Raw genomic sequence first — 16,320 nt, forward strand, 5'->3', positions numbered from 1 at the left:
CCCCCGCCGATTCCGGATGGCCGAGACGCGATGCAACGTCCGCTCGATGCCCGCCCGGTTGTCCTCCCCCGGAGCCCCCACCCGCTCCAACACCTGCTGCAAATCCTCGGGCCCCACCAACGCCTCACGCAGCCGCACCACCCGGTCCACCAGCCGCGCCTCGGGCGCCCGCCCCAAATCCAGCACCACCTCCAACACCCCCGAGACAGCAAGCGCCCGCACGCCCTCCCTCAACCCCTCTGGCAGCACGTCCACCAGCAACAGGAAGTCGTCAGCGACGGCGGCATCGGCACGCGATGAAGTCATGGCGCGTCTCCTCTACCGGAGCCTCGAGGCCGCTTCCATGCCCCCCACGAATCCCCTCGTGCTCGGCCACCCGGTGCCCACCCAGGGAAACCCTCTTCACCCCCACATCCCTTCCGCGACCCAGGCGAGCACGGTCCCCACCCGTCCACCCTGCCCCCCAGGACGCCCTCCGCGTTCACTGCCCAGCGCGACGCCTTGGTGAGCGTCTTGCTTTGCCCCGACCGGATTCCGCCAGGCGCGGCGCTGCGAAAGGGGTTGAGGACGTGACTTCCAGGCCTCACGAACGAAGGCTCGGGCACTGGCTCGCGGGCGCGGGCTGCATGCTGCTGCTCGCCGGCTGCAAGGGCGACTCACTGCCCAAGGCTCGCGTCCTCCCCGACCAGGACAACCCCCACACCCAGAATGACGAGTGCGAGAACGTCTCCGGTGACCCCGGCCGCGTCACCCTGCACCGCCTCAACCGCGCCGAGTACGACGCCACCGTGCGCGACCTGCTGGGCGACACCACCCGCCCCGCCCGCGACTTCCCGACCGACGACCACGGCTACGGCTTCGACAACAACGCGGATGTCCTCAGCCTGTCTCCCCTCCTCCTGGAGAAGTACGCCACGGCGGCGGAGAAGCTCGTGGAGACCGCCTGGGCCCAGGGCCAGCTGCGCACCTGCGCTCTGGACGCCCTCAATCCCGAGCCCTGTGCCCGCGACATCGTCTCGCGCTTCGCTCGCCGCGCCTGGCGCCGCCCCGTGACTTCCGAGGAGGTGGACCGGCTGCTGCGCGCCCTCACGCTCGCGAAGCAACAGGGAGACACGCCCGAGGCAGGCGTGAAGCTCGCCCTGCGCACGGTGCTCGTGTCGCCCCACTTCCTCTTCCGCGTGGAGAAGGACCCGGAGCCGACCTCCGCCACGCCGCGCCGGCTCGACGACTTCGAGCTGGCCAGCCGCCTCTCCTACTTCCTCTGGAGCAGCATGCCGGATGAGCCGCTCCTCCAGGCCGCCGAGCAAGGCAAGCTGCGCACGCCCGCGGAGCTGGAAGCCCAGATGCACCGCATGCTCGCGGACCCGAAGGCCCGGGCCCTGGTGAGCAACTTCGCCGGACAGTGGCTGTTCACCCGCGCGCTCGACTCGGCGGAGCCAGACCCCGCGCTCTACGGCGCCTTCAACGAGAAGCTGCGCGAGGCCATGCGCCAGGAGACCGAGCTGGTCTTCCAGGAGTTCATCACCGGCGACCACAAGCTGAGGGACCTCATCGACGCGCCCTTCACCTTCGTGAACGACGCGCTCGCCACCCACTACGGCCTGCCCCCACCCGGCAGCGGCACACCGCGACGCGTGGACCTCTCCGGTCATCCGGAACGCCAGGGCATCTTCGGCCACGGCTCACTGCTCACCGTCACCTCCAATTCGGACCGCACCTCGCCCGTGCAGCGCGGCGTCTGGGTGCTGGAGCAACTGCTGTGCTCCGCGCCGCCACCGCCGCCGCCGAACGTGGAGGGCCTGCCGCCCCCCGTGAATCCTCACATGACGATGAAGGAGCGCATGGCGCTGCACCGCAGCCTGCCCCAGTGCCAGGGCTGTCACCGGATGATGGACCCGCTGGGACTCTCGCTGGAGAACTATGACCCCATCGGCCGCTGGCGGCTGAACGAGGTCAGCGGCGCGCCCGTGGACGCCACCGGAGACCTGCCCGACGGCACCGTGCTCAACGGCAGCGTGGACATGCGGCGCTTCATCAAGGAGGACCCGAAACTGCCCTCCTGCTTCACCGAGCACCTGCTCACCTACGCGCTCGGCCGAGGCATGGCGGAGGCCGACCACTGCGCGGTGAGGGAAATCGCCGCGACGGCGGAGGCCAGCGGCGGACGCCTCAGTGACTACATCCTCGCCATCGTCCTCAGCGACCACTTCACCTCCCGACGGGGAGACCCGGAGGCCCAGTCACCATGAGCAAGAAGCTGTCACTGTCCCGTCGGACCCTGCTGCGCGGCGCGGGCGCGCTGATGGCGCTCCCCCTGCTGGAGCAGATGGTGCCCGGCACCGCGCGCGCCGCTGAGGCCCTGCCCACCGCCCGCCGACTGGCGGTCTTCTACGTGCCCAATGGCATCCACATGCAGAAGTGGACACCGACAGGCACCGGCGCCACCTGGGAGCTGACGCCGTCGCTCCAGCCGCTGGCGCCCGTGAAGAGCGACGTGCTCGTCATCAGCGGGCTCGCCAACGACTCCGGCAGGCCGGACGGAGACGGGCACCACGCCGCGGGCACCGCCGCGCTCCTGTCCTGCACCAAGGCCTTCAAGACGGAGGGCACCGACTTCCACGCGGGCATCTCCATGGACCAGGTCATCGCCAACCACCTGGCCCAACAGAAGGCCACGCGTTATCCCTCGCTGGAGCTGGGCAACGACGCGGGCCGAGGCATCGGCAACTGCGACTCCGGCTACGCGTGCCCCTACGCCAACAACATCTCCTGGGCAGGGCCCCGCACGCCCATGGCCAAGGAGGCTCGCCCCAAGGCCGTCTTCGACCGACTCTTCGCGGGCGTCGACCCCGGGACGACGCAGGCCCAGATAGAGAAGCGACGCGCCTACGGCCTGAGCATCATCGACTTCGTTCGCGAGGACGCCACCACGCTCCAGAAGCAGCTCGGCGCCACGGACCGGCGCAAGCTCGACGAGTACTTCACCAGCGTGCGCGATTTGGAGAAGCAGATGGAGGCCCTGGGCCAGCAAGGCCCCACGTGTGGAGTCCTGGTCTCCCCGAGTGAAGACGAAGACCCGCGCACCAAGACGAAGGCGATGATGGACCTCATCGTCCTCGCCTTCCAATGCGACCTCACCCGCGTCGCGACCTTCATGATGGCCAACGCGCGCAGCAACAAGGTGTATGGCTTTCTGGGACTCAGCGGCGGACACCACGCCTACTCGCATCACCAGTACGTCCAGTCCAACTACGACGCCCTGGCGCGCATCGACCGCTGGGAGGTGGAGCAGTACGCCTACCTCGTGCGGCGCCTGAAGGAGTCCCAGGATGTGACGGGCGCGTCGCTGCTCGACACCTCCATGGTGTACTTCACCAGCGAGGTCGAGGACGGCAACGCACACATCCACCGGAACCTCCCCGTGCTCCTCGCGGGCAAGGGGGGTGGAGCCGTCGGGACGGACCGGCATCTGCGCGCACCGGGCATGCCCATCGCGAACCTCTACATCTCCATGATGCGGGCCATGGGCGTCCCCAACGTCACCACTTTCGGAGCGGATGGCACGGGCGAGCTGGCGGGGTTCGGGGGGTAGACGCCGACCTCGCGAACGCGGGGATTCAACGTCACATGCACGCGTGGGAGTCCTGACGCATCATTCTCGTCATGCGTCCGTCTTCCCTCGCGCTTCGCTGGCCTCTCCTCGTCCTGCTCGTCCTTCCGCTCAGCTGCGTCCCGGCCACCTCCAAGTCGGGGCAGCGCAAGTCCTCGACGGCCCCGCGCGCCGCGACCACCGCGTCCCGGGGGCAGCAGACATCCGCGCGCGGCACTCCCCAGGAGTCGCGCCCCACGCCGTCCCCCGCGAAGGACTTCGCGCGGGACATGGTGGAGGCGCACAACGAGGCCCGCGCCCAGGCCCGGCCGACACCGAAGCCTTCGCTTCCGCCGCTCGTCTGGTCCGAGGACGCAGCGCGACAGGCCGCCTCGTGGGCGAAGGCGTGCAAGTTCGACCACAACCCCGACCGGGGTGACTTCGGGGAGAACCTGGCCGCCGCCACTCCGGATGCGTGGGGGACACGACAGGTGGTGAAGAGCTGGGCGGACGAAGTCGCGGACTACGACCACGCGCGCAACACCTGCAAGAAGGGCAAGGTGTGTGGCCACTACACGCAGGTGGTGTGGCGCAAGACGGGCGCGGTCGGCTGCGCCACGGTGCTGTGCAAGAAGAACTCACCCTTCGGCAGCCAGTTCCCCACGTGGCAGCTCTGGGTGTGCAACTACACGCCACCCGGAAACTTCGTCGGACAGCGGCCCTACTGAGTCGGGCTGCCACGGGTACGCGGTCCGCACACCCTTTCGGACGTGGCGAGGGCGGCGGATAATCCGCGCATGAACCGCTCCCTCGTCCGACCCCTGCTGACCTGCGGTCTCCTCGTGGCCTGGCTCGCCGGTGCCGGCTGCGGCTCGGATGAGCCGGACGATGACGGCCCGGACGCCGGAGACTCCGGCACTCCCGACTCGGGTTCTGGCACGCCGGACTCCGGTTCGGGCACACCTGACTCGGGTTCCGGTACGCCGGACTCCGGTTCGGGCACACCCGACTCGGGCTCTGGTACGCCGGACTCTGGTTCGGGCACACCCGACTCGGGCTCTGGCACGCTGTCGCCGTTCGCCCAGGACATGCTCGCGGGACACAACGCCACCCGTGCCGCCGCACAGCCCACGCCGAGCCCCGCGCTGGACCCACTCACCTGGGACACGGCGGCGGAGAACGTCGCGAAGGCGTATGCGGCGAAGTGCAAATTCGAGCACAACCCCGACCGTGGCAGCTACGGCGAGAACCTCACCGCCGCCACGCCGAACTCCATGTCCACCCGGAACGTGGTGGAGGGCTGGAGCAGCGAGGTCAAGGATTACAACTACGCGAACAACACGTGCACGAGCGGCAAGATGTGCGGCCACTACACGCAGGTGGTGTGGCGCAACACGAAGCGCGTGGGCTGCGCCACGCAGGTGTGCACGACGAATTCGCCGTGGGGCAGCCAGTTCCCCACGTGGCAGCTCTGGGTCTGCAACTACGCGCCTCCGGGCAACTACTCGGGCCAGCGACCGTACTGAGTCAGGCCCTCAGCGCTCCAGCGCGCGAAGCCACGCGGAGAGGGTGTCGAGCGCATCGCTCGTCACCACCTCCACTCCCGGCTGGTCCTCTCGCGCCGGCTCCGCGAGCCAGTGGTCCGCGCGGGCAATCACCTTCACCAGCGCCCTGCCCGGCGCCCCTGGCCGCAGCTTCAGCCCGCGATTCAGCGCCCGCGCCGTGAGCGAAGCGGGCGTCGTCTCATCGCGCTCGCCCAGGAGCGCGAGCACCGGCCCGCGCACCCGCCGCAGGTCCTCCGCAGCGTCGTAGGACAACACGTTGCGCCACATCTTGCGCTGCACGTCCAGGAAGCGCGCCACCGGCAGGCCCTTGAAGGGCGGCATCGCCGTCACCGCGTACCAACGCTTGCGCTTGGCCCGCTGGAGCTGGAAGTCGAGCGTCTTCAGCGCACGCGCCGCGCCCTCGTCCGTGTACAGGCGCGCGTCGTACAGCACGTCGAGGAACTCCGTCAGGTCCACCAGCTCCGGCCCCGTGAGGCCCCGCCGCCGACCCTCGTTGCGCATGCGGTGCTGCTCCTGCTTCCACACCGCGCCGCCCCCTCCGGACACCAACACCAGGAACCCCACGTCCTCCGGCGACTGCGCCGCCGCGCTCACCGCCGTCCACGCGCCCTGGCCAAAACCCATCAACCCCACCGCGCCACCCGGCGCCACCCGCTGCCGCAACAGCCGCGCCGCCACCAACCCATCCACCGCCCGCTCCCGCACCCCGGACTCCCACGGCTGACTGTCCCCCGTGGAGCGCCCCGTGCCCCGCGCATCGAACGTGAGCACCGCGAGCCCCTGTTCGACGAGGAACGCCGGATAGGGCTCCAGCGACTCGCGCGTGCCCTGCCCCGCCTCGTGCAACAGCACCACCGCGTGCCGGGGCGGCCCTCCCGCCGGCAACCACAGCGTCGCGGACAAGGTGACGTCGCCGCTGCGCAACGAGAGCTCCTCGGTACGCACCGGCACGGGCTCCAGCACGAGCGCCCCGGCGGCCACTCCGCTCAACGTCAACGTCGGCGCGCGCCACACGGCCAGCGCCGCGGGCCGGCTGCCCTCGAGCGACCACAACCCCTCGCCCCGAGGCTCCAACCTCCAACGCCGCCGCGAGGCGAAGTCCATCAAGAAGGCCGACGACGCGTCCCGGCCCACCCGCACCAGGCCCCCATCGGGTCGCCGCCACGCTCCCGCGAACGGCGGCGGCGCGTCAGCCACCACGGGCGACGCCGCCAGCGCCATGCTCCCGGAGAGCAGCAGCCCCAGGCCCACCACGACACTCACACCCATCCTCGACAACCGCACCTCCCGAAGCCGTGCTCCTGTTCAAGCCGACCTGGAGCCCAGGAGCAACCTCGCGTCACGCTCCCGCGAGCACATGTGGACCGCTGGACATCCGCGCCCTGTCAGCGCCTCAGGTGGTGCTCGAAGAACATCGACGTCTCCGCCCAGGCCATCGCCGCCGCGCGCTCGTCGTAGCGCTGGCCGGACGGGTTGGCGAACGCATGCTCCCCTTCCAGCTCGACGATGCGGTGGCGCACTCCCGCCGCGTTCAGCCCCTCCCGGAACTCCTGCACCGTCTCGGGCGGAATCGATGCGTCCTTCGTCCCGAAGATGCCCAGAAGCGGCGCCCGGATGGCCGCCAGCTCCTGGGGGTCCGTCACCGGATTGCCGTAGTAGATGACCGCCGCGTCCAGCTCCGGAATCGCCATGGCCGCGTGCAGCGACCAGCTCCCACCGAAGCACCAGCCCAGGCTCCCCGTGCGAGTCGCGCGCACCCGCGAGTCCTCCCGCAGGAATGCGTGCGCCGCCTTCAGCACCTGCATCCCACGCGCCGGGTCCACCGCCTTGAGCAACGCGAGCGCCTCATCCGACGTGGTGGCCACCTTGCCGCCATACAGGTCCACCGCCAGCGCCGCGTAGCCGTTGGCCGCCAGCCGGTCCGCCCAGTGTCGGATGTGAGGATTCAGGCCCCACCACTCGTGGATGAGCAGCACGGCGGGCAGCGGCGCCTTCGCGTCGGGCGGCAGGCTCAGGTACGCCTTCGTCCCGGCCACCTCCACCTCCTGGCCCAGGAGCTCCGGCGGCGCGTCACCGCGCAGGGTGTGCATCGCCTTGAACTCGGCCTCGGAGACCGCGCCCGTGGACGACGGCTCGCGCAGCACCTCGTGGGGCTTGCCCCGCGTGCAACCTCCCACCAGCAACAACGCGCCCAACAGCAGCAGGTGACGGTGCATCGAGTTCCTCCCTCGGCGTGTGGCGCTCCGAGCGCCCCAAACGAAGAGGGCTGGCAAGGGATTCCCCTGGCCAGCCCTCCTATCTCCCGCTCCGAGTGGAGCAGGGAGGTGACTACTTCTTCTGCGCGGCCGACGGAGGCGTCGCGGGAGCACCCGGCGCACCCGGCGCGCCAGCAGCAGGCGCCTCGGGGGGCTTGACGATCTCCAGCAGCTCCACCTCGAACACCAGGGCCGAACCACCCGGGATGTTCGGGGGCGCGCCGCGGTCGCCGTAGGCGATGTCGGACGGGCACACCAGCTTGGCCTTGCCGCCGACCTTCATCTTCTGCACGCCCTCCGTCCAGCACTTGATGACGCCCTGGAGCGGGAACTGCGTGGGCTCGCCCCGCTTGTAGGAGCTGTCGAACTCCGTGCCGTTGGGCAGCGTGCCCTTGTAGTGGACCTTCACGATGTCCGTGGCCTTCGGGGAATCACCCGTGCCCGCGGTCAGCTCCTTGTAGACGAGACCCGACTCGGTCTTCGTCGCGCCGGACTCCTTCGACGCCTCGTCCAGGAACTTCTTGGAGTTCTCCTTCTCCTTCTCCGCCTTCTGGGTGCTGCGCGCACGCGCCAGCTCCTGCAGCTTCGGCCCGTACGTCTCCAGCTCCACCGCGGGCTTCTCGCCCTTGACCTGCGCGGTGAGGCCCGCCTTGACGTACTCCAGCTCCTCCGGAGTCATCTCGAACACGCTGATGCTCTTGCCGATGGACAGGCCGAGCGCGTACAGCGTCTTCTGGTCCTCGCTCTGCGGGGTGGCCGCCGCGCCCGGCGTCGTCGCCGTGGCACTGCCATCCTTCGCACCCTGAGGCTGGCACGCCGCCACGCTCAGCATCATCGCAACCAGACACATCTTCCGCATGTGTTTGCCCTTCCTTGGCTTGCAGCGGCAGCGAACCCGCTGCCAGTCACAGTTCCGGAGGGGCGACTTACTACAGAAACGCGCGTTCATCTGCTCGCCGGCACCACCTGGACGCTCAACAGCGCCAGACTTTGGCCTTCATTCCATCTGGGTGGGATATTTCTCCACCCGGCGTCTTCGTCGCCCGGACTCAGGGTGACTCGGACGGACCTGCATCCGAGGGGGGCGCCTCCAGGTACGCCAGCAGGGGCTCGCGCAGGGGGCCCAGGCGTTTGTAGCCGCTCATGTCATCGGGGACGGTGCGCAGCACCTGGGCCAGGCGGCGGCGGCGCTCGGGCGTGGGCACCTCGCCGGCCACGGGCGCCAGGTACGTGTGGATGGTGAAGAGGACGGCGCCGGACTCCGGGAGGCGGCTGAGCGTCTGACGCTCCAGGCGCAGGAAGCAGCGCTCACCGGCGTTCTGGGGGGTGAGGCCGTCGAAGAGGTGCAGCCACTCCGCCCGCGCGTGGGGCTCCATGCACAGCCGGTCCGTGACGGTGAGGGCCCAGTTGCAGCGCGTGACGGTGCGCCCCGGCTTGAGGCCCTCCATCAACCGCAGCGTGGCGGCGCCCACCTGCTCGGCGAAGCGCGGCACCGGTGCGTGGACCTCCAACAACGGCCGGCCCAGCTTCTGGTCCAGGCACCACCCGGAAGGAAAACAGAGCTGGCCGGCGACCAGCGGAAAACCCTCACGCGCGCCGTCGAGCACCAGCAGATCCTCCTGCACCTGCCGGCCCACCCAGTCCAGCGGCGCCAGGGGCAGGCTTTCCGCGTCTCCCGGCACGAAGCGGGAATCCGTGCCGAGCAGCGCGTTGCGCCAGTGCCAGCGTCCGCCCTCGCCTTCCAGCCGCGTGAAGTGAGCGGGCGACTCGTCCGCCATGCGTGTCAGTAAAAGCCTCAAAACCTCCCATTGAAGCGGCTCCGTTCCTGGCAATGCCTGGAATCGCGCGCGGAAATCCTCGCGCAGCAGCGACGCCTTCAACGCCAGCTCAGCCGCATAATGCGGTGCGTCTATCTCGATGAGTGTTTCACCTGCCCGCAGGGCGCGTACTCCAAGTGCCGTCGCATAGGTGTCCTGCTCGAAGGGGAAGTAGGGCAGCACGAGGGACGCGTCTCCTGACCCGCGAAAATACAGGCTCCATTCCATTGCACATCGCACCGCGTCACGAAACCCAGGCGTGGAGGAATTCCTCACCGAACGCTTGAGGTCGGGCGGCGCGGAGACGAGTATTCGCGCATCCCTCGCCGCGCTTCTCAGCATCGCACTCATGTGAGTCGAAGAGGCGCGCCTTTCCGCAGGAGGAAACCTGATGAACCGTCTGCCGCTTTCGCGCGTGTCACGTGCCGTGCTCGTCGCCACGCTGGGTCTGCTCGCCATTCCCGCATGCTCGGATGATGACGATGACCGGACGTTCGCGAGCGCCAACCCGGACCCGGGCCCCGGTGTGCCGGACTCGGGCACGCCGGATTCGGGGACCCCGGACCCCGGGACTCCTGACTCAGGTACCGTGTGGCCCGCCGAGTTCTCATGTACCGACGCGCAGCGGACGACGGTGACCTTCAATCCGGGTCAGGAGCAGGCGCTGCAGAACGAGGTCAATGAGCTCAAGCCCTGCACCACGATTCAGCTGGGCGCGGGCACGTTCCGCTTCGACAACGCGGTGACCATCCGCCAGGACGGCATCACCATCGTCGGCGCGGGCCGGGGCGCGCAGGGTGAGGGCACCGGTGGCGCCGCCAGCACCGTGCTGGACTTCTCCAACGCCGCCTCCAACACCAACGGCATGGACGTGATTGGCAAGCTGTTCACCGTGCGCGACCTGGCGCTGTGGAACGCGAAGAAGGACGCGCTGCGCGTGGAGAACTCCGCCAACGTGTTCATCCAGCGCATCCGCACCGAGTGGGCGCAGGAGAACAACCCGGACAACGGCAAGTACGGCATCTACCCGGTGAAGTCGCGCTACGTGCTCGTCGAGGACAGCGAGGCGTACAACGCGGCCGACGCCGGCATCTACGTGGGCCAGACGCGCTACACCATCGTCCGCCGCAACATCGCGAAGAAGAACGTGGCGGGCATCGAAATCGAGAACACGAAGTACGCCTATGTGGAGGGCAACACGGCCATCGACAACACCACGGGTCTGGTGGTGTTCGACCTGCCGGGCAACCCCATCAAGGGCACCGACATCCTCATCACCAAGAACATCATCACCGGCAACAACCGCCCCAACTTCGCGTCGGTGACGACCAGCAGCAGCACGGTGTCGCAGGTGCCGGCGGGCACGGGCACGTTCATCCTGGCGTCGCGCCGGGTGGAGTTCGTGGGCAACACGTGGGGTGACAACGAGACGGTGGACATCGCGGTGCTCAGCGGCCTGTCCATCGAGCCCAACCCCGTCCTGTGGGCGGCGGCCTTCTACAACTTCGCCAGCGCGGACGTGAGCATCCACGACAACACCTTCACGGGTGGCAGCGGCGGCAACATCGACCATGGCGCGCCGAGCATGACGCTCCGTCCGCTGGGCTTCCTGATGTCCAACCTCTACGCCTACGGCAAGGCCGTGCACGGCGTGGAGCGGGTGGAGCACGTGCTGTGGGACGGCATCGACCCGTATCCGCGCAACGAGACCATCGCCAACGGCGTCAACATCTGCTTCGTCAACAACACGCTGCCGGCGTCCTCGAAGGAGTCCGTGGTGGACCTGGACCTGATGGCCGTGACGGCGAAGCTCACCGCGACGACGCCCGACCCGACGGGTGCCTGGGCGGAGACGCGCCGCTACAACCAGGGCGTGGCGCCGTTCAACTGCTCGGGCTTCAGCCCCGCGCTGGCGCTTCCCTGAGCTGCGGTTCAAGGACTGACTCGCCATGCGCGCGCCGTACATGACTCGCCTGGGCCTCGCCGCGGTGCTGTTCGCCGCGGCGGTGGCCGCCTGCTCGGGTGGAAACGATGACCCACCGGGCGGCGACAACCCGCCTGACTCGGGGAACCACGACAGCGGCACCCCGGATGCGGGTGACTCTGGCACTCCGTCCACACCCGACGCGGGGCCGGACGCTGGACCGGATGCCGGTGAACCCGACGCCGGAGTGGATGCGGGGACGGACGCGGGCACTCCCGATGCGGGGCTGCCCGAGGGCACCGTCACCATCCCCAACAAGCTGTCGGACCTGGGGCTGTTCACCGGGAGCCCGGCGACCAGCGACTTCCAGCCCGTGGCGGGCAACATCCCCTACGAGCTGACCACGCCGCTGTTCTCCGACTACTCGCTGAAGTCCCGCACGCTGTATGTGCCCGCGGGCAAGGCGGCGGTGTACTCGGCGTCGGATGTGTTGGATTTGCCGGTGGGGACCATCATCACCAAGACGTTCGCGTTCCCCGCCGACTTCCGGGAGCCGGACAAGAATGTGCGCCCCCTGGAGACGCGCATCCTGGTGCGGCAGCCGGGCGGCTGGGAGGCGTATCCCTACGTCTGGAATGACGCGCTGACGGAGGCGGACAAGGCCGTGGGCGGCAAGGTGTTCAAGAACTTCGAGTTCATCGACGCCCAGGGCGTGGCGAAGAAGTTCGACTACCTGGTGCCCCAGCGCAACCAGTGCCAGAAGTGCCACCATGTGGTGGATGAGCAGGACAACCAGCAGCTGCTGCCCATCGGCGTGAAGGCCCGGTATCTCAACCGGGACCATGTCTACGACGGACAGACGCTCAACCAGCTCCAGCACCTGGCGGACCTCGGGAAGCTGACGGGGTTGCCTCCCGCCATCCAGATTCCTCGCGCGCCGGACGCCTTCAACACGGCGGAGGCGAGCCTGGAGATTCGCGCGCGCACCTACCTGGATATCAACTGCGCGCACTGCCACAACCCGAAGGCGCAGCCCGGCATCACCAGCCGGCTGTTCCTGGACATCAAGACGACGGACGAGTTCAGCCTGGGCCACTGCAAGCGGCCGGGCTCCGCGGGCAACGGCGTGGGCGGTGAGTTCGACATCGTCCCCGGAGACCACTCCACGTCCATCCTCTGGTACCGCATGAACACCGAGGAGTCGGGAAAGATGATGCCGGAGATTGGCCGCGCCCTGCGCCACGACGCGGGCTCGCAGCTCATCGCCGACTGGATTGACGCCATGACGCCCCGCACCTGCAAGTAGGGCGACACGCGTGTCGACTGACAGCCCCCTTCGTGCCTTCCGGGCGCGGAGGGGGCTTTCCTTTTGAAGAGGTGTCCGTGAGGGACGACGACTTTCGGCGGGGGTGCCGCATAATCCCGGGCGCATGTCCCTTCCCGCCCTGGCCCGAGCGGCCGGCCTCATCCTCGCGCTGGCCGTGTTCGCCTCGTGCCGCATCGAGTCCGCCGCGCCCTCGTCCGGCGCCACCCTCTCCCACGAGGGCGCGCCATCCGGCGAGGTCTGGGTCTACACGTCCATGTACCAGCACGTGCTGGACGCGCTGGAGCCGCTGCTGAAGAAGAAGCTCCCCGGCGTCACGGTGCGCTGGTACCAGGCCGGCAGCGAGAAGGTGGCCAGCCGGGTGGAGGCCGAGCGCGCCGCCGGCGCCGTGCGCGCCGACATCCTCTCCGCGTCGGACCCGTTCTTCGTCGAGCGGCTGGCACGCTCCGGCGCCTTCCTGCCCTATGCCTCCCCGCATGTGCTGCGCGTCCCGCGCTCGCTGCTGGATTTGGACGCCCGCCATGCCTCCATCCGCGTGTCCACCATGGTGCTGGTGCACCGCGAGGACTCCCCTCCTCCGCCCACGTCCTTCGCGGCGCTGGTGGACGGGACATGGACGGGACGGGTGGCCATTGGCGACCCGCTCACGTCGGGCACGGCCTTCACCTGGGCGGTGTTCTGTCAGTCGAAGTATGGCGACGGGTACTTCACCGGCCTGCGCGAGCGCGGCGCCATCGTCGCGGGCGGCAACGCGGCGGTGCTCCAGAAGGTGGAGAGCGGCGAGGCGGACGCGGGCGTGCTGCTGCTGGAGAACGCGCTGACGGCCCGCTCACGCGGCAGTCGGATTCGCGTGGTCTGGCCCACCGACGGCGCCGTCACCATCCCCGGGCCGGTGGCCCTCTTCGCGACGACACCCAACCCCGTGGCGGCGAAGGCGGTGGTGGACGTGCTCCTGTCTCCCGAGGGACAGCGCCTCATCGTCGAGAAGGGTGACATGCACGCGGTGGATCCACGCCTCCCGGGCCCCGGCGGCGAGCCCGGCGTGGACACCCTGCTGACACGCACGCAGCCGTGGACACCCGCGCTGATGGAAGAGGGCCTCACGCGCGGTGGCGTCATCAAGGAAGCCTTCAGCCGGGCCTTCTCGAAATGAGCCCCCCGGCGCGGTGGCTCGGGCTGTTCGCGTGGCTTGTGCCCCTGGTCCTCTTCGCGGTGGGCCCGGTGGTGTTGCTGCTCGCGCGCGGCGCGGGAGCCCCGGGAACGCTCGGCTGGGATTGGCTGGCCTCGGAGGCGGGCGCGCTGGGCAACACGCTGGCCATCTCCGGCGGGGCGGCGGTGCTCGCACTGGTCCTGGGCACGCCCCTGTCGCTGTTGCTGTTCCGCACGGACCTGCCGCTGCGCGGCGCCTTCACCGTCCTCTTCACCCTGCCCTCGGCGATTCCCGCGTTCATCTGGGGCATGGGTTGGCTGTCATTGGCCAGTCCGCGCGCGGGCTATCTCAACCGGCTGCTGGGTGAGGGCACGCTCGACATCCACGGCCCGGTGGGCATCGCCTTCGTGGAGGGATTGTCCGGACTGCCGCTGGTGCTGCTGGCGGGCGCGGCGGCCTTGCGACGCGTGGACCCCGCGCTGGAGGAGGCCGCGCGCGTGTGCGGCGCCTCGCCCGCGCGGGCCCTGCTGACGACGACGGTGCCGCTGGTGCTCCCCTCGCTCCTGTCCGGCGCGGTGATGGTGTTCCTGATGGCGGCGTCGTCGTTCGGCGTGCCGTACCTGCTGGGGGTGTCCGCGTCTCCGCCCACGCGCGTGCTCACCACGCGTATCTACGAACTCGTGCTGCTCGGGGACGAGGGCCTGGGCCGGGCCTCCGCGCTCGCGCTCGCGCTGCTCTTGCTCACGCCGCTGTCCCTGCTGGCGACGTGGGCCCTGGGCCGCTCGGGCCGCGTGCGGCTGAGCACGGGCAAGGGCCTGGCCTCGCGTCCCCTGTCCCTGGGCCGCGCGCGCACCGGGGCCACCGTGGGGGTCGCGAGCACGTGCGCGCTGCTCGTGTTGCTGCCGCTCGCCGCCATCCTGCTCACCTCGCTCCAGCGCAGCTTCGGGGCGAGGCTTGCGTGGGAGGAGCTCACGCTCGCGCACTGGTCCGGCGTCCTGCTGGAGCCGCGCACCCTGCGCGCCACGGGGCTCAGCCTGCTGCTCGCGACGGGAGCGGGCGCGCTGGTGTGTGGGCTGGGGCTCGCCGCGGCCCTGCTCCAGCGGGCCTTCCGCCGACTCGGCGCGGGCGTGGAGGCCGTCGCCGTCTGGCCCTATGCGGTGCCGGGCACGGTGCTGGCCCTGGCGCTGCTGCTCGCCTTCTCGCGGGACTGGCGCTTCATCCTCGTGGACAAGGTGGCCTTCGTGCTCGCGCTGGCGCACACGCCGTGGTTGCTGCTCATCGCCTATGCGGCGAAGTACCTGGCGCTGGGGACGCGCAACAGCGCGGAGGCGCTGGCCCAGTTGGACCCGTCCCTGACGGAGGCGGCGCGCATCAGCGGAGCGGGGCCGCTGCGGGCCTTCGTCGACGTGCCCCTGCCCCTCTTGCGACCCGCGCTCATGGTGGCCTTCATCCTGGCCTTCCTCTCGTGCGCGACGGAAATCACCATGTCCGTGTTGCTGGTGCCCGCGGGCTCGGAGGTGCTGGGCAAGCTGCTGTTCGACCTGCAGAGCTACGCGGACCCCGCCGCGGCGGCGGTGCTGGCCTGCGCCTTCGTCGCGCTGGTGGTGCTGGGACAAGCGGTGCTCGCGCTGGTGGCCCGGCGCGCGGCGGAGGCGCGGTGATGGCGGCGATTTCGTTGGAGGGGTTGTTCAAGTCCTACGGCGCCACGCCCGTGGTGCGCGGCCTGAGCCTGGAGGTCCGCGAGGGCGAGCTTGTCTCGCTGCTGGGCCCTTCCGGCTGCGGCAAGACGACGACGCTGCGGATGCTCGCGGGCCTGGAGCACCCCGACACGGGCGTCATCCGCATTGGCGGGGAGATGGTGGCGGGGCCGGGCGTGCGCGTGCCGCCCGAGCGGCGCGGACTGGGCATGGTGTTCCAGGGCTACGCCGTCTGGCCGCACCGCTCGGTGGAAGAGAACGTGGCCTATCCGCTGACGCTGCGTCGCATGTCGAAGACGGAGGTCGCCGCGAAGGTGCGCGAGGCCCTGCGTTGGGTCCGCCTGGAGGCGCTGGCGACTCGAAGGCCCCACGAGCTGTCGGGCGGACAGCTCCAGCGCGTGGCCCTGGCGCGCGCGCTGGTGGCCAGCCCCCGCGTGCTGCTGCTGGACGAGCCGCTCTCCAACCTGGACGCGGCGCTGCGTGAGGAGCTGCGCGCGGAGCTGGCGGCCCTGCGCGCGCGGCTGGGCACCACGCTCGTCTTCGTCACGCATGACCAGGGCGAGGCGCTCGCGCTGTCGGACCGCATCGCGGTGATGAACCAGGGCGTGCTGGAGCAGGTGGACGCGCCCGAGACGCTGTATCGCGAGCCGGCCACGCCCTTCGTCGCGGGCTTCGTCGGCGGAGCGAACGTCCTCACCGGCGAGGTGCGCGAGGGCGCCTTCCACACCGCGCGGAGCGGCACGGTGTTCCAACTGCCCGCCGACACCTCGGCGCCCCCGGGCCCCGCGACCCTGGTCGTGCGACCCGAGGACCTGGCGCTCGGTGAACAGGGCACCCCTCTGCCCCTCTCCGCGCGCCTGTTCCTCGGACACGCCGCCGAGTACCGCTTCCCCGTCGACGGCACCCTGCTGCGCGTGGTGGCCCCACCACTTGAAGTGCGCCCGGGTCAGACACTCAAAGTCCAGCTCCGCAAGGCGCGCCTGTTCTCCGTCGGCTGAG

Annotated in this window: 13 protein-coding genes and 1 pseudogene; 9 read left to right on the forward strand and 5 right to left on the reverse strand. The window is 70.0% G+C overall.

The features are described 5' to 3' along the window. A pseudogene (locus HUA75_RS37105) lies at nt 1-306 on the reverse strand (AAA family ATPase); the annotation flags it as partial. A 263-nt stretch (nt 307-569) separates the two neighbouring features. Between HUA75_RS37105 and HUA75_RS37110 the strand changes: the two are divergent. From HUA75_RS37110 to HUA75_RS37125, 4 genes are all read left to right on the forward strand, one after another. Further along, nucleotides 570-2,249: a DUF1592 domain-containing protein gene (locus tag HUA75_RS37110; protein WP_371746278.1), complete on the forward strand. Its 1,680-nt coding sequence runs from the start codon at nt 570-572 to the stop codon at nt 2,247-2,249. After that, nucleotides 2,246-3,592 carry a DUF1552 domain-containing protein gene (locus tag HUA75_RS37115; RefSeq protein ID WP_174489123.1) on the forward strand — a complete coding sequence of 449 codons (1,347 nt, stop codon included), beginning with the start codon at nt 2,246-2,248 and terminating at the stop codon, nt 3,590-3,592. Before HUA75_RS37110 ends, HUA75_RS37115 begins: the two co-directional genes overlap by 4 nt. 71 nt (nt 3,593-3,663) lie before the next feature. Continuing rightward, nucleotides 3,664-4,317, forward strand: coding sequence for a CAP domain-containing protein (locus HUA75_RS37120; protein WP_174460622.1), 654 nt, complete (start codon nt 3,664-3,666; stop codon nt 4,315-4,317). 69 nt (nt 4,318-4,386) lie between these two features. Next, nucleotides 4,387-5,115 (forward strand): CAP domain-containing protein, encoded by a 729-nt coding sequence (locus HUA75_RS37125; RefSeq protein WP_174489124.1) that lies wholly within the window; start codon nt 4,387-4,389, stop codon nt 5,113-5,115. A 9-nt stretch (nt 5,116-5,124) separates the two neighbouring features. Here HUA75_RS37125 and HUA75_RS37130 read toward each other — a convergent pair whose 3' ends face one another. The 4 genes from HUA75_RS37130 to HUA75_RS37145 all read right to left on the reverse strand — a co-directional run bounded on the left by HUA75_RS37130 (nt 5,125) and on the right by HUA75_RS37145 (nt 9,409). Then, on the reverse strand, nt 5,125-6,423 hold the full coding sequence (locus HUA75_RS37130) for an alpha/beta hydrolase (protein ID WP_174489125.1): 1,299 nt from the start codon (nt 6,421-6,423) through the stop codon (nt 5,125-5,127). A gap of 116 nt (nt 6,424-6,539) precedes the next feature. Continuing rightward, complete coding sequence (locus tag HUA75_RS37135) at nt 6,540-7,370, reverse strand: dienelactone hydrolase family protein (protein WP_174489126.1); 831 nt, start codon at nt 7,368-7,370, stop codon at nt 6,540-6,542. A gap of 112 nt (nt 7,371-7,482) precedes the next feature. Next, a complete protein-coding gene (locus HUA75_RS37140) occupies nt 7,483-8,268 on the reverse strand; it encodes an FKBP-type peptidyl-prolyl cis-trans isomerase (protein WP_141645450.1) in 786 nt (261 codons plus the stop codon). A gap of 190 nt (nt 8,269-8,458) precedes the next feature. Continuing rightward, nucleotides 8,459-9,409, reverse strand: coding sequence for a DUF3445 domain-containing protein (locus HUA75_RS37145; RefSeq protein ID WP_174465701.1), 951 nt, complete (start codon nt 9,407-9,409; stop codon nt 8,459-8,461). Between the two features lie 208 nt (nt 9,410-9,617). On the opposite strand from HUA75_RS37145, the gene HUA75_RS37150 reads away from it, so the two are divergent. The 5 genes from HUA75_RS37150 to HUA75_RS37170 all read left to right on the forward strand — a co-directional run bounded on the left by HUA75_RS37150 (nt 9,618) and on the right by HUA75_RS37170 (nt 16,319). Further along, nucleotides 9,618-11,150, forward strand: a complete 1,533-nt coding sequence (locus HUA75_RS37150; RefSeq protein WP_174489127.1) for a parallel beta-helix domain-containing protein — start codon at nt 9,618-9,620, stop codon at nt 11,148-11,150. A gap of 25 nt (nt 11,151-11,175) precedes the next feature. Next, nucleotides 11,176-12,456, forward strand: a complete 1,281-nt coding sequence (locus HUA75_RS37155) for an SO2930 family diheme c-type cytochrome (protein ID WP_174453788.1) — start codon at nt 11,176-11,178, stop codon at nt 12,454-12,456. Between the two features lie 124 nt (nt 12,457-12,580). Continuing rightward, complete coding sequence (locus HUA75_RS37160; protein WP_174453787.1) at nt 12,581-13,627, forward strand: ABC transporter substrate-binding protein; 1,047 nt, start codon at nt 12,581-12,583, stop codon at nt 13,625-13,627. Beyond that, nucleotides 13,624-15,285, forward strand: coding sequence for an iron ABC transporter permease (locus HUA75_RS37165; protein ID WP_174453786.1), 1,662 nt, complete (start codon nt 13,624-13,626; stop codon nt 15,283-15,285). Before HUA75_RS37160 ends, HUA75_RS37165 begins: the two co-directional genes overlap by 4 nt. After that, nucleotides 15,285-16,319 carry an ABC transporter ATP-binding protein gene (locus HUA75_RS37170; protein ID WP_174453785.1) on the forward strand — a complete coding sequence of 345 codons (1,035 nt, stop codon included), beginning with the start codon at nt 15,285-15,287 and terminating at the stop codon, nt 16,317-16,319. The genes HUA75_RS37165 and HUA75_RS37170 overlap by 1 nt, the downstream gene beginning before the upstream one ends. The last annotated feature ends 1 nt before the right edge of the window (nt 16,320 follow it).

Origin of the sequence: Myxococcus sp. CA040A, from assembly GCF_013336725.1 — a bacterium.
In the GTDB taxonomy this organism is placed as follows: domain Bacteria; phylum Myxococcota; class Myxococcia; order Myxococcales; family Myxococcaceae; genus Myxococcus; species Myxococcus llanfairpwllgwyngyllgogerychwyrndrobwllllantysiliogogogochensis.